Source organism: Cytobacillus sp. FSL R5-0377 (genome assembly GCF_038004385.1).
GTDB lineage: Bacteria > Bacillota > Bacilli > Bacillales > Cytobacillaceae > Cytobacillus.
In genome coordinates this window covers 156,010-169,757 of sequence record NZ_JBBORA010000002.1, presented here as the reverse complement: position 1 = coordinate 169,757, position 13,748 = coordinate 156,010, and the positions used below count along the sequence as shown (strand labels likewise).

10 protein-coding genes are annotated in these 13,748 nt (G+C 34.4%); 2 read left to right on the top strand and 8 right to left on the bottom strand.

Translation table 11 applies throughout. The annotated features are described in order from the left end of the window. Nucleotides 1-33: 33 nt before the first annotated feature. From NSQ49_RS25710 to NSQ49_RS25700, 3 genes are all read right to left on the bottom strand, one after another. Entirely contained in the window at nt 34-1,365 is a 1,332-nt protein-coding gene (locus NSQ49_RS25710; protein ID WP_159871205.1) for a UDP-N-acetylmuramate--L-alanine ligase, read from the bottom strand. Nucleotides 1,366-1,414: 49 nt separating this feature from the next. Further along, nucleotides 1,415-2,200, bottom strand: coding sequence for a Cof-type HAD-IIB family hydrolase (locus NSQ49_RS25705; RefSeq protein WP_159871202.1), 786 nt, complete (start codon nt 2,198-2,200; stop codon nt 1,415-1,417). A 605-nt stretch (nt 2,201-2,805) separates the two neighbouring features. Then, the gene (locus NSQ49_RS25700; protein ID WP_159871199.1) at nt 2,806-3,918 is read right to left on the bottom strand and encodes a hypothetical protein; all 1,113 of its coding nucleotides are present in this window, start codon (nt 3,916-3,918) and stop codon (nt 2,806-2,808) included. 868 nt (nt 3,919-4,786) lie between these two features. On the opposite strand from NSQ49_RS25700, the gene NSQ49_RS25695 reads away from it, so the two are divergent. Both NSQ49_RS25695 and NSQ49_RS25690 read left to right on the top strand, forming a co-directional pair. After that, entirely contained in the window at nt 4,787-6,508 is a 1,722-nt protein-coding gene (locus NSQ49_RS25695; protein ID WP_159871196.1) for a helix-turn-helix domain-containing protein, read from the top strand. Nucleotides 6,509-6,537: 29 nt separating this feature from the next. Next, complete coding sequence (locus NSQ49_RS25690) at nt 6,538-6,792, top strand: hypothetical protein (protein ID WP_236566341.1); 255 nt, start codon at nt 6,538-6,540, stop codon at nt 6,790-6,792. 385 nt (nt 6,793-7,177) lie between these two features. On the opposite strand, the gene ltrA is transcribed toward NSQ49_RS25690, so the two are convergent. From ltrA to NSQ49_RS25665, 5 genes are all read right to left on the bottom strand, one after another. Further along, nucleotides 7,178-8,977 carry a group II intron reverse transcriptase/maturase gene (gene ltrA, locus NSQ49_RS25685; RefSeq protein WP_159871190.1) on the bottom strand — a complete coding sequence of 600 codons (1,800 nt, stop codon included), beginning with the start codon at nt 8,975-8,977 and terminating at the stop codon, nt 7,178-7,180. Between the two features lie 834 nt (nt 8,978-9,811). Continuing rightward, the gene (locus NSQ49_RS25680) at nt 9,812-10,096 is read right to left on the bottom strand and encodes a hypothetical protein (protein WP_159871187.1); all 285 of its coding nucleotides are present in this window, start codon (nt 10,094-10,096) and stop codon (nt 9,812-9,814) included. A 184-nt stretch (nt 10,097-10,280) separates the two neighbouring features. Continuing rightward, complete coding sequence (locus tag NSQ49_RS25675) at nt 10,281-11,189, bottom strand: stage II sporulation protein P (protein ID WP_159871184.1); 909 nt, start codon at nt 11,187-11,189, stop codon at nt 10,281-10,283. Next, entirely contained in the window at nt 11,179-11,718 is a 540-nt protein-coding gene (locus NSQ49_RS25670) for an RNA polymerase sigma factor (RefSeq protein WP_285871337.1), read from the bottom strand. The genes NSQ49_RS25675 and NSQ49_RS25670 overlap by 11 nt, the downstream gene beginning before the upstream one ends. Before the next feature lie 598 nt (nt 11,719-12,316). Next, nucleotides 12,317-13,612 (bottom strand): IS110 family transposase, encoded by a 1,296-nt coding sequence (locus tag NSQ49_RS25665; protein WP_159870551.1) that lies wholly within the window; start codon nt 13,610-13,612, stop codon nt 12,317-12,319. Nucleotides 13,613-13,748: the final 136 nt, after the last annotated feature.

Here is a 13,748-nt window from a genome sequence, read left to right as displayed (position 1 = left end):
ATAAAAGCTGCCTATGCTTTTATGGTTTTTAATTTAAGATAAAATGCTAACGAGTTCGCTTTTGTATTTTTCTATGTTGCCAGCACTTAAGAATAAATAAACTGCATCCTTATATTGTTCAATGTTTCTTATGCTCATTGAAGAATACGTTGGATTAACTACATTGGTATTATCTATCTTATTTTCTCTGTTTTCTGGACTATATATATCAGTAATAAAATGATGGTCAGCTTTTGATAACTCACTTTTAAAATCATTTAAGAATGTTTCAAATCTATTTATGGTATGTGGTTGGAAGATTGCTATAATTTTTTTCTGTGGGTATTTTTTTCTGCATGCTTCTAGTGTTACCCGGATCTCAGTAGGGTGGTGACCATAATCATCAATGATAATAGCCTTATTACAAGGAGTTTCTTGGAATCGACGTCTTGCTCCATTTAAATATTTTAAGTCTATTACATTACTACCTGGTAATTTGTGTACTCCATTTAAATATAAATTTGTTACCAATGCAGCTGCGACATTCATAATATTATGTTTTCCGAAGAAGGGAGTATAAATATTGAATCGTTGTTTTTTGTACTCTAAATCAAACATAGTATACATCTCAGTATTATTCTCACAAACATTTGAAATAACTGCATCGTTATCTTCACTAAATCCAAACTTGACTAAATTTATATCTAAATCTTCAATACACTGTAAAACATTTTCATCATCTCCATTTATAATGGCCACCTCCTTCGTGTTTTTTAGAAAGTCTCTAAAAACAGATTTGGTATCTTCTATATCCCTAAAAACATCTGGATGGTCAAAGTCTATATTTGTAATAATGGTTATCTTAGGAGAGTAATTCAAGAAATTGTTTTTATATTCACATGCTTCAAATAGAAATAAACTCTCAGGTTTTTCAGTCAAGTTGCCTACTCTTTTATTTCCACCAGTCCCATCACCTATTATGTAACTTATATCAGTAAATGCAGGCCAATCTAATTGAGATAGAATGTTCGTTGTGGATGTTTTTCCGTGTGTTCCGGATATGGCAATACTTAAATATTCTTCACTAAGGGTTGATAAGAAATCTGTGTACTTTATAATTTTATGGCCTAACCTACTAGCTATTCTGTAATCTATATTGTTATCAGGATTGAAAGAGTTTCCTACAATGATCTCTGTATAAGAATCAATTGCTTTTTCTATCTCACCAAAATTAAATATGTTAATGTTATTTTGTAGTAACTTTTCTTGGGTAAAGATGTATTCATTGGTATCTGAACCTTGAACACTGTATCCTTTCTCATGCAGCAACAGTGCTAAAGCACTCACTCCAGCCCCTTTAATACCAATAAAATAATAATTCTTCATTCTAATTTCCTCCTCATTCTGTCACTATGATTCTCACTAATTATAAAATTTAAATAATTCCAAATCTTTTTAGTGCATAATATATTCCGTCCTGGCTAGATTTTTTAGTAACAAAATCAGCAACATTTTTTAGTTTTTCACTGCCATTTCCCATTGCTATACCAAGACCCACCAGCTCTAACATGTCAATATCATTTTCACCATCCCCAAATGCTATAGCTTCCGATCTATCTATACCGAAAAATTGTAAAGTCTTCATTACAGCTAGAGATTTTGATACATCGTCCTTTAAAATATTTAACACGTATGGATGCCACCTTTTAAATGTTAAATCAGGGAATTTTTTATTATATCTTTCTACTGTTTCATCATTTGCAAACAGACAAAGCAAAAATACCTCTTGATCAAAAATAAAAGGATTGGTTTGTGGATATTCATTCAATGACAAAGTTTCTTTTAACGCACTAAGGATTTCTTTATCCTCTACTCCATTCATACTGAAATCTTCAGTATAAAAAGATAGGGCGGAATTTTCTTCTTTCGCAAAATCAATAAGTTCCTTTATTATATTTTTATCCATAGGAACCTTATGGATAATTTCTTCCCCGTGCTTAACATAACCACCATTTGCGGTTATGAATGTCTCTATTCCAATGGCCTTTAATTCTTTACACATTGATAATGGTCTTCCGGTTGCAGCAACTACCTTGATTCTTTTGCTTAATAACATTTTTATAGCTTCAATTGTGGACTGTGGAATATTTCCATTTTCATAGTTTGTAATAGTCCCATCCACATCGAAAAAAACAATTTTGTAAGCCTCAGAAGTACTCATAGCCACTACTCCCTTAATTAGTGAGATAATTTCTAATGAAAAACAACCATTTTCTATATTTTACCATAATTGATAAGTGATTAGAAAAGTCTAACCCAATAATTAGAAGTTTATGGTTTTAACCTATTTGTATTCCTCTTTGCATTTTCATGATCATTCATTATTCGATAACAAGTAAACAGATTAATGCTCATTTTTTAAGTGATAAAAGTTCATATTTGATAATAAAGACATATTAATAATAAGAACAACAGAATTAGTAAAAACATCAAATTAAATAAGCCCTTTAACCATTTACCCACTTTCCCCTTCTCCCCCAAGGGTTTTACAATATCACCTATATGAAGCCATTCAAATAACTAAGAATTTAACAGAAGCAAATAAAAGAAAATAACAAGTTAACAGTTTGTTTAATACACTGTATACAAACTCACAATAGAATTATTGAATTATTAAGTATTCCACAAGTGAATATTCGAAAGGGATTTTGGAATTTAAAAAAGAGGTTCCATAAATGGGACCTCTTTTTTTAGCTAATTCAAATATTAAACATGAGAATTGAAACGCCAAAAGCCTTGTAACAAGTAAATTTTTTACAAGGCTGTTTAGATATCAAATTTTGCAAATTCCGGTATTTCTCCAGTCAATTGATATTGTTCTACTTTAGCATCGTGAATTAATTCATATGGGATCTTCTTAAGTAAAGTTTTTATATCTTTACGGAAGGCTTTCCTGAAAAAGGCTCCCAGGGAATGTATTCTAAAAGTTGATTTAAGCACACTTTGTTCAGTTATGTAGGAACCAATACTATCTATGCAGCTAATAAAGTATCGCTTAATCGAATTTTCAAGATTAAAGGATTCATCATTTTTAATAAATTTCACCTTATCATATACCTCTTGCTTAAAAGATAGCATGATGTCAAATTGGTCTCGAGGCTTGTATTTTATTTTATGCCCATCAAGAAAATATATTAATTCATGGGAAAGCATTGCGATGAGATGATCAACTTTAAATTCACCGCTGCTTTGTTCTTTAACACAATCTTCTTTTAATGTAATCCATACCTTTTTAACCCAAATCTGATTGCCACGGAACTGTAAGCCCTCAAATTTAACATCAAATAAAGGTTCCAACAAAGCTAAAATTTCTCTAACCTTCTTCGCATTTTTATTTAATTGCTTCTTTAAAGTTGACATGTTACGAGATTGTTTAAGCATTTTCAAGTCAATGTCTTCTCTTTTAGACATAGCTGTACGGAACTGGTTAAATAAAGAAAGCATTAACTCAATTGCTTCGGGGTTTGCTGTCCTAACCAATTCTGCGAGAATATTTGTATCAAAAAGAGAATGAGGAATCAGAAGGTAATTTAGTTTACCTCCTTCCACACCTGGATTATTGCACTTTTCAATGTCTTTTAACACTAAGACAGAGATTCCATTTTGGATCTCCTCTTTAACAAAGTGATATTTCTCTAAATATAATTTCCCTGAATACAAAGAAGAATAAGGAATCTGGAGTTTTTTGGCCCAGTAAGAAAGGTTGAACTCTTTTAGAATACCTCTTTGGTTTTTCTCCAAGTCCAGCTGCTTGAGCATAGTTAGGTAGACAACATAAGCGGATGCTGGGGGCCGTTCAAACGTCTGGTCTCGCAACAAATGAAATTCTTTTAGTATAGATTGGTGCATTCTGAAACCGTCAATCTTCACTCTTTTCATGCTCAAGCTCCTTTCTAATTTATGTATTGATTCGCAGAAAGCCAAATAAAGACTAGGTACAAGAGATCTTTGTCCTGAATGCATGTTAATCTCAAGACATGAAAAAATAGCTTTTCTATAGACAATTCTATTAATCTCTTATTGTTGAAATAAGTATAACTCAATCGAAATTTGGAAAATGATCCTCTCTAGAGAAAATGCACCACAAATAAAAGTGGAATAAACACTGGTATAATAAGCTTTCGGAAAAAGTTATTATTTTTTTCTTATACGATTACCGCTAGATTATGCACCAATAGATATAAAATGCACCATTTAAAATAAATAAAGAACTATTAATAAACCTTTGATAAATGGGGATTTATCTATAATGTAAAGGATTATATTTATACGGGTTCCGCTATAATGTCTTTGAATTGGTGCATTTTAAGTTATGCAGCAGTCGCAGTAATTGATTTCAGTATTTGAACTTTCATTTGGTTTTTTTAATATTAATTACCAACTTTCTTTTTAAATCAAGGTTTTTAATCCATACAGGTTCCGCTAGATGCCCATCAAATGGTGCATTTTTAGTGGTGCGTTTTATTTTTATTTCTATACAGGTTCCGCTATAAATTCATATAGCCGGCTGTTAACCCCTACAACCTCCGCAGAGAAAAAGAGATATAATATCTATTAAACCCTTGATTTATAAGGGTTTATATAAGTTAGTTATATCAAAAGTGGTGCATTTCTTTTGAAAAGTGGTGCATTTTGATTAGGCATGTCGGGTAAAATGGTGCATTTCTCGATTTTTTAATTTTTATTTGGTGCATTTTGATATTATTAAGAGGACAAATTCACCCCTTTTTCTAAGGAGGTTAGAAAAATGAAATATGAAGACATACCAGAACATTTAATCCTAAATTATGAAGCTCTGAAAATTGTTCTTTTTGAGGAAGTTAAATCACTCTTTATGGATCGCCCTCATGTTTTGTCAAAGTGGAGCAGCTTAGCGTATCAAATGACAAAAGAAGAAATATTAAATCAAAAGCCCACAGATGATATGCGTTCTTTTGGAGTGTTAATCTCCCTTTTTACAGAAGCATTTTTTCACCAGAAACCAATTACTAAGGAAATGATCAAAGATGTTGTCTCCTCATCTGGTGACACGATAAAAGCATTTATAACAGGTCATCTGCACCAGGAGTTTCCTGAAGTCGAAGTGAAATATAGTTTTAACGACAATAAAATTGAAGAAGCGCTAGAGAAGGACTATATCCTTTCCAGCACGAATATGGATTTTCATCTAATGAGAGATATGGTTACGAAGAAGAATGATTTCAAAGAAGGCGAAGCAGGTTATCTAGCGACTGAAATTATAGACAATCGAGGTAACGTTAAAGGGGTTGCTGAGCTGCGGCCGCATGAATTACAAACTGAATTAACGATAGAGCAGCAAGTATGGCTAGAGACCTTGGGTGAAACGCTTAACTCGTTAGATGACTTGACCGCGGATTTATTTGATTTGATATCATATTTATGGCTTACACAGCCAAAGTCGAGTGATGGATACATAGAGTTTCATAGTAATGATGCTTTGCGACTAAGAAATATAAAAAAGAGAAGTTTTGCTGGTAAAGAATTTGATTACCGGGAAGAAGACCGTTTTAACATTATGAGAAGAGTAGCGGCACTCTCAAGTATTTGGGTATCCTTAGGTGACCAGACTATTAAGATTGTAAATACGGAAGGCCTTCAAGATAGCGAGCTGTATAAATTTAAGGATTTCCAGAAGATGTTTGAAATAGGAAAAATACGTATAGCCTATGATAAGAACACAGGAGAAGCTAAAGGAATATATGCTGTCCAGGTGCGCCCTACTTCTATTTTAACTCCTTATCTGGAAGGTCCTAAAAAGACACTTGGTATATTAGATTTAAAGGTCTTTAAATACAGCCATACCAGCCAAAGAGCTCATAAACGGCTGACAAGGTATTTAAACCTCCAATGGAGGATCAGAACGGTTAGGAACACGCTTGGGCAGCCATTTAAGGTAGGAACTCTTTTAAAAGAAATGGACTTCTCCTCCCGTTATACTGGAGTTGCACTAAGGGATAAATTTGAAAACACTTTGGATGATCTCCAGGCTGATGGTGTTATAAAAAAATGGATGTATTTAGATGAATTAGACGAAGAAATGGTAGGAAAACGAAACTGGGTTAAAGAATACTGGAGTAAGTTAAATGTACATATTTTGCCGGCTGATTATATTGTAAAGGAAAACAGAAAGATTCTTTCTTCGCAACCAGTGACAAACAAAAGATTAATCGAAACATCCATAGCGCAAAGTGCAGCAGATATTGAATTAGTACCAAGCGGACATTCTATGGCTATACAAAGTGCAAAAGACTCACAAGGGCCGATTACTTTAACTCCTGAAAAAATGAAGGAAGCATTGGAGTTTTTAAATATTAGCATCCGGCAAGCTTCTGAGGAAATAGGCATTGCTCACACTACCCTATCGCGCTATATAAAAAGGGAAAATAAAAGGCAGAATAAGAAAAACGATGAGAAAATGTTGAATTGGCTGAAGCAAAAGCTTAATTAAACCTAAAAAGGATGAACCCGTTGGAAATTGTGATTGAAACAATAATGGACATTGAAGGTAACAGGGGTTTAAGAAGAGGTACTTTTCATGTCCGTGATCATGAGTTTAAAAAAAACCCTACTTTTACAGCGGCAGTAACAACCTATGAATGGATACAGTCTCAAATAAGGGAAAGTGGCTTTAGACAAACTGTAATTGAAAAAGTGACATGGAATGAAAATAACGATATTACAGAAGACGTAAAGCAAATTAGACCAATAATAAAAGATGACTTACCATTTTAAAAAGGCCAAACTCATAGATGAGTTTGGCCTTGTTCTTCAGTTGGAACTAAAATAAGAATAGACAAAGAGGAAAATGTTCCTTCTTTCATATATTTTCCTCAAAGTTTAGATGCTTACTCTCCAACCATACCATCATTGTCATTATCTCGCATATACCGATATAACCAATGTTATATTAAGGTTATAGGAATACATTGCTTGATATTAAAAGAACCACACATAATAGATATATCTAAAATGTGTGATCTAATTTTAATTTCTTATTCAACTAAAGCACCCTATAATTTAATAGCAATAGGTAAGACTTTGATGTAATCTCCATCTTTTCCCCTGCTCCACACCCAACGTGCGATTTTCACCGCATTAGGCGTTCCATCTTATTCTTTTAGACTAAAGCAATTAAATTACAAACTTTACGGAATTGGTTTAGTTTCTTCAGTTGTTTTCCATCCAATTGAAGAATGTTCCTATATCGTTCAATCGTCGTTTCATTAGTAGCATGGATTAATCTATGTACATCTTCATGTACGATTACAAGATTGCTAAATTCATCTGTCCCCCCCATATGTCGGGGTAACTTATGGTGACAGTGCAGCTTATCGGATGTCAAAAATTCCCCTGTTACAGCACATTTTCCTAGTTGCATAGAGTACCTTGAAATTTTGTTATCTGCAAATTCTAAGTTGTCTTTACCGTAAGGTATTTGTAACATCTTGTTTATTTCTATGGCAATGTCAGCCCTAAGATTTTGATGAAGTTTAAGCCTTCCTTCTTTTGTATAGTCACATATATCTTGACTGAAGTTCATGGCATTACTTGTTTGTGTATCTCCGAAGAGAAATAAATGCAAACCAGCAATTTTATATGTTTTGAAATTATTCTTATGAAGTCTCTTGTATGTTTCCGATGGATTAATGGGTTTTCCATATTTCCCAATTGATTTTAGACGATTATACATGGTTTTCGTTAGACGATAGGCTATTTTTCCAAAGTCAATATTTACATGAGTTGCAATTTTAAAGTAATTTTTTATTCCGAGAATATAAGAGTTATAATCCAAAACAGTTTTTGGCGTTGGCTTATTTTGAATCTCGCGAATTAAATATCTAAGTTTATCTAGTATGTTTTTCTTCTTTTTATCCATAATATGTGTATTGGCTACATATTTATTACGCTTGGATACTGCTTTAATAGAAAAACCTAGAAAATCAGATTTTCTCTTTCTTAGATTAGTAATCGCTGATTTCTCGGAAGATACATCAAGGTTTAATTGATTTTTTAGGTATTCTTTGGTGGCGTGATGTATTCTTATAGCTGATTCATGAGAATTTGTGAAAATCTTGAAGTCATCCGCATATCTGATGATATACATTTGTTTGAGATTCGTTTTCTTTAACGCTCTAGTCTTACTATTAGGTGCATAAGAATGTTTTAGTTTTAAGCATTCCCATTGGTTAGCTATCCACCAATCTAAATCATTTAAAACAATGTTCGATAGTAGGGGGGATAGGATACCTCCTTGCGGAGTTCCTTTAGTTGGAACACCTATGCCTTTTATTGGTGCCTTTAACATTTTTGAAACAATGGCTAATACTCTTTTATCCCGTATACCTATACTGTACATTTGTTTAATTAATTTTGAATGGCTTACATTGTCAAAAAAACCTTTTATATCAATGTCTACTACATGATGTAACTTCACATTATTGACTAAGAACTGACATCTAGCCATTACATGATGAGTTGACCTATTTAGTCTGAAACCGTATGAATGGTGATAAAATTTAGCCTCACAAATTGGTTCTAATACTTGTTTGAACATCTGTTGTATTAACCTATCTCTCATAGTTGGAATTCCTAATGGTCTTTTCTTTCCATTCGGTTTAGGTATTTCAACTCTTCGTACCGTTTGAGGTTTATAATTCTTTAATGCTTTTCGAATTACTTCAATAAATTCATCAACGTTTTCAATTTTATATTTATCAATCGTGATGCCATCAGTTCCAGCTGTTTTTGAACCTGTATTCGCTTTGATGTTTCGAAAGGCTAATAAGATATTGTCTTTCGATATGATATGTTCATATAGCCTTAAACCCTTTGTAGCATTGTTTTTACTTCGCTCGTAAAGGTCATCAAATATGTCTTGCATACTGTAATATTCTGCATGCCGTAAAGCTGTACTCACCGATGGATTGTTTCTCCTTCCTTGCGGAAAATCCCATCATCGTACTCGACCCTGTGAGTTTCATTAAATTGATTTGCCTTCAACGAATAAGACTTGGGACCATCCCTCCACGTTCGTTACACGTTTCATCGGTACTATATCCCTACTTTCGCAAGAATAAAGTCACTTCGATGTTTATTTATCTTATAGACACCATCCAGATAGTAGTCTTTTAATAGTGGATGTTTCTTACTTACAACGTTCCGATTAACCTAGCTTTACATATATCCGTAGGTGCTTACTTTAAGCCTGTCAATTCTATATCCTCATTAGTTAGATATTCCGAGGTTCCTATGTACTAGTCGTACTTTTCGGTGTTTGACACTGCATTTACAGCATACGTCTTTCGAGCGTATTAGATTCTAGACCTGTACATTCGCAAGTTCGTCAGTCCATCTGGACATTCTCACCTTAGATATTTTATAGCATCCCGACCTATCATGAACCATATTCTGTTTAAGAACTTAGGTACATTTCAGCCGACTTCACCTAGCTTCATACACGTTCGGGCTACTACCATTCCGTGCATGTAGGAGTATCAGATAACTCGTTTCAGCTCAACATGACGGCCCTCATTCCAAGTTTCAATTAATCAGTTGTGATTGCTTTTTAGCAATCCTCCTATTTCGTGTTTATACACTTATAAGGAAACGTTTCGCACAGTACATTTCTTCACAAACTTATTGCAGGAATGCTGCCCCAGTGGTTGAATAAGAAAAAAGCTGCCGAAATGACAGCTTAGACTTTTGCTCCTGCACCCTAAGTTCTATAGCAAATCACCTTTTAAGGCCTAAGCTAAACAAGGTCTAATTTATCTTTTGAGTGTTCATTCATTACCTTGAACATAGTGAAAGTTGACTCCTGGTCTGTTATATAACCTTTTCCTTCTAAGTGTTTATTCTTTTTATGATGGAAAGACTCAAAAACCTCGTTATCCTTAAGTTCATACGTGTAATGAAACCCAGGGCACAAACAAAACTCCTCTATATTTTTATATGGTTTGTTTGGAATTTCTCGTGCAATTACTATGTTTGGATCGAAGAAGAAGTAAACATAGGGTTTATTTGTTATTATTTTCAACTAAACACACCTTTTCAAAAGACTTTCTGTACATCAAATGGAATAACTATATTCTTCTCTATATTTACTTAATATCCTTCTTAAATAAACCTGCCCCTTAGCACAATAAGGAAAAGCTCCTTTTTAGAGAATAAAAATAGGATTGCAACAGCAATCCCACTATTCAAACACAAGGATTCTGGCATTATTTCTGATACTTAAGTAATTCCTCAACAACTTCCGCAAGTGCATCCGCTGTTCTATATTCTTCTTCCAATGTATTTTCAACTCCACCAATTTCCATTAAAACTGATTGATTTTTTAGGTCCTGGTTGTAGGTGTTTTGAGTATTCGGATCTGTTTTAACCAATACCCCTCTCGATAAACCAGGATATTTTCCTTCAACTATCTTATGAAGGTGTTGTGCAAATTTTAAACTGTCCTCGTCTTTAACATTTGACCGAAAAACGACAAATGCGATTCTTGCAAAATCTTCTCCATTTATTTTGGCCGTAGTCCCATTCTTTTCATTTGAGTCCCGGTGTATATCAAATATCATTTCAATGGTAGGGTTATTTTTCAGGCTTTCTTCTAAAGATTCTCTTGAAACAGAATATGATTGATCATAGGAAAGCCCTCTGTCCTGAAGAATTCCCATAGTATCACTAGTATCGTGTACTGAACTGATATTTCTTTCCTTTAATGCCTGACTAAATCTATTTCCCACTAATGAGATATTCCTTGTGGGATGGTAAGGTTCGTTGTTGGGATCCTTCGTCTTCGTTTCTGAGATAAATGATTCTTGATTATGTGAATGATAAATATAAACTAAAGGTTCGGAGTTCTTAACTGCCGATAATGGATTGTTTTCAACAAATGAAGAAAGTGTATTTTCAATGGTTTCTTTACCATTAAATGAAAAAATCCATAAGATAGCAAGGAAGCTCAGGATGAACCCACTTGATGTAAGTGAAATCAATTTAAAAGTTCTTTTTCTTTTCATTTTCCTTGCAGCTTTTCTAAGTTCTAATTCAGTATTTAAAACAAAATCCGGTCTCGGTTCCATTGAATAGGTTTCCTTAATTTGGTTAATGAAATCCTTATCAGTTTGCATTTTCGATTACCTCCTCTGCACCTATATCTAGCTTACATTTAAGAATTTTTAATGCCCTATGATAATCTACTTTTACCTTGGATTCGCTGCAATTAAGAACCTCAGCTGTTTCTTTTATTGAAAATTCGTTTATAGCCCTCAGGATTACAACAGCCCTAAAACTAGGTTTTAATCCTGAGATAGCTGTATGAACCATTTTTTTCATCTCATTTTGTTCAACTAAATCGTTAGGCTCTTTTTCGGTTGAAGCTAACTGCTTAAAAAACCCATCCGTAAAGATTGCACTAAATCTTTTCTTGCGATAATGATCAATTGCAATATGCTTAGCTATCGAAAAAATCCAAGTCTTTACGCTGCTGCTTCCAGAATGGAAATTTTTAAAATTATTCAGAACGCGAATAAACACTTCTTGGGTCAAATCCTCAGCATCGTTTTGATTTCCTGTAAAACAAATAAGAAACCGATAGACATCCAAATAATATTGCCGATAGATTTCAACAACTCTGTTTTCGTAATCGTTATCAGCCAAAATTATCCCCCCAATTATGTATTCGCTAATTAATCGTTTGAGATATGGAAAAGGTTACAAAAATTTTATTATCATATCAAAAGACCGTCCTTGACGATACTTTTTGATTTATCAAGTAAAAAAACCATATTACTTATTCGTTCTTCTTTTTTAAGAATTATCCTTCTTCGACTAACCTCCCTCAATAAAAGAAGCGAAAACACTTATTTACTCTTGTTTTCTTAGAATTTCATAGTTATTTACCTTTCGGTAACTCACTTTATAAATGGAGGATCTTCACTTGAAAGGATATTTTTGGACAGAGTGAGAAAAAAGAGTTAGAACCCACTAACCAATCCCTTACAGAAAATGGTGGATGAGTAAAAATATAACCGCACTGGTGGATGTCCACATTTACTCATGGAGGTCAACCCTCCCATGTCTCACAGAGTCTTCGCTCTCAAATTCCTTCGTCCAACCTTTCCATGAGGTGGATGTCAGCCATGCTGCCCCACAGGGTCCAAGCCCGTAATTTAGTTGCTTTGCCGACTAATCCGTGCTTCAAATGTCTCCAAAACTATAAAAGCAAGAACTACTACTTATCTAATCTAAACCAAAGTTAAGCTGCCATTTCCGTCTTCTTTGTTACTGCCAAATGAGGGATGTCCTTTAGCATCTTTTCCTCATTAAAATCAAATTGCTTTTTTCCTATACTGAAGAAAATCCGAATTAGTTTATTACACAAAGCAATCAGGGACTGCATCTTCTTTAAAGGATTATCCGGACGTTGAGTATAGTAAGCATGTAATGCTTTAAATGCAGAATTTTTGGCAACGAGAATCATACAGACCCTGAATAACAGTGCCCTGAGTTTCTTTCGGCCTCTTTTTGTGATGGTCGTTTTTCCTTTGTGCTTGCCGGATGTATTTTCTTTTAAGCTTAAGCCGGCCAGCTTGATAATCTGCCTTGGATGATTGTATTCACCTAAATCTCCTACTTCCGCAAAGAAGCCGGCAATTGTATCCCTGCCTACACCTTTTATCGCTAACATTTGTTGTACACCTGGTATTTCATCAAGCTGGCTGTCTATTTTGGCGTCCAATTCTTCGAATTGTAACTGAATTAATTCATACTTAGCCAGAATGGTTTTTAGCTCCAGCCTGGCCATTTCAGCACCTTGTCGAAGTCCGATGGACTGGCTAGCTGCCTGTTTTAATTCGCGGATCTTGTTTAATCCAACACTCCGAGATACGGACTTTCTCAAATGGACGAGTAGTTCTTCTTCGGTGAATACAGCTATTTCATGTGGCAAGGCATAGAGCTTTAAGAATTGTAAAGCAGCCTTACCTTCCCATTTCTTAAAAACCTTGAGGAATTCCGGAAAATACCGGTCAATCCAGTTGTGCACCTGTCCTTGGACCGTTTGTAGGTCTTCAGTTAAAAGATCGCGTATTTTCTTTGCCACACGGAGTTCTGCATAAACACCTTGCGGTATTGTTGGTTCGGCGTATCTTCCATCCTTGACCAGCTGGGCTATGACCTTGGCATCTTTCACATCATTTTTGGTGGGTGAGTTATCATCCAACTCTTTGCTTTTCTTGACGTGCAACGGGTTTACTGCGACAAACTTTATCCCATTTTCTTTTAAGATATGGGCCAGATTAAACCAATAGTGGCCTGTTGGCTCCATGCCAACCATCACTTTACTCATACGCTGTTCTTTTTTGATTTCCGAAATCCATTTAAGAAAGTTTTCAAATCCTTCTTTTGTATTTTCAAATTGACACGGGGATCCAAACTCCATTCCCCTGAAATCCTGGGCACGAGCCACATGTTGGAATTTCGCAATATCGACTCCTATAATAAGAGTTTGAGAAGTGATTTGAGCAATCTTCTTATTCTGGTTATAATTCATTGTAAAGCCTCCTGGTGTTTGAGATTTTTGTCCTTTTTGCTTGCCGGCTTCAGGACTCTCTCATTCTACCAAGAGGTTATTTTTTTGTTCAAACTCCATTTTCATTCATTACAGGAATGCTGCCCCTTTCGTATTA

What these genes read in the sequence shown, in the direction of transcription:
- NSQ49_RS25710 (WP_159871205.1), bottom strand. Translation starts at nt 1,365, where the DNA reads ATGAAGAATTATTATTTTATTGGTATTAAAGGGGCTGGAGTGAGTGCT.
- NSQ49_RS25705 (WP_159871202.1), bottom strand. Translation starts at nt 2,200, where the DNA reads ATGAGTACTTCTGAGGCTTACAAAATTGTTTTTTTCGATGTGGATGGG.
- NSQ49_RS25700 (WP_159871199.1), bottom strand. Translation starts at nt 3,918, where the DNA reads ATGAAAAGAGTGAAGATTGACGGTTTCAGAATGCACCAATCTATACTA.
- NSQ49_RS25695 (WP_159871196.1), top strand. Translation starts at nt 4,787, where the DNA reads ATGAAATATGAAGACATACCAGAACATTTAATCCTAAATTATGAAGCT.
- NSQ49_RS25675 (WP_159871184.1), bottom strand. Translation starts at nt 11,189, where the DNA reads ATGCAAACTGATAAGGATTTCATTAACCAAATTAAGGAAACCTATTCA.
- NSQ49_RS25665 (WP_159870551.1), bottom strand. Translation starts at nt 13,612, where the DNA reads ATGAATTATAACCAGAATAAGAAGATTGCTCAAATCACTTCTCAAACT.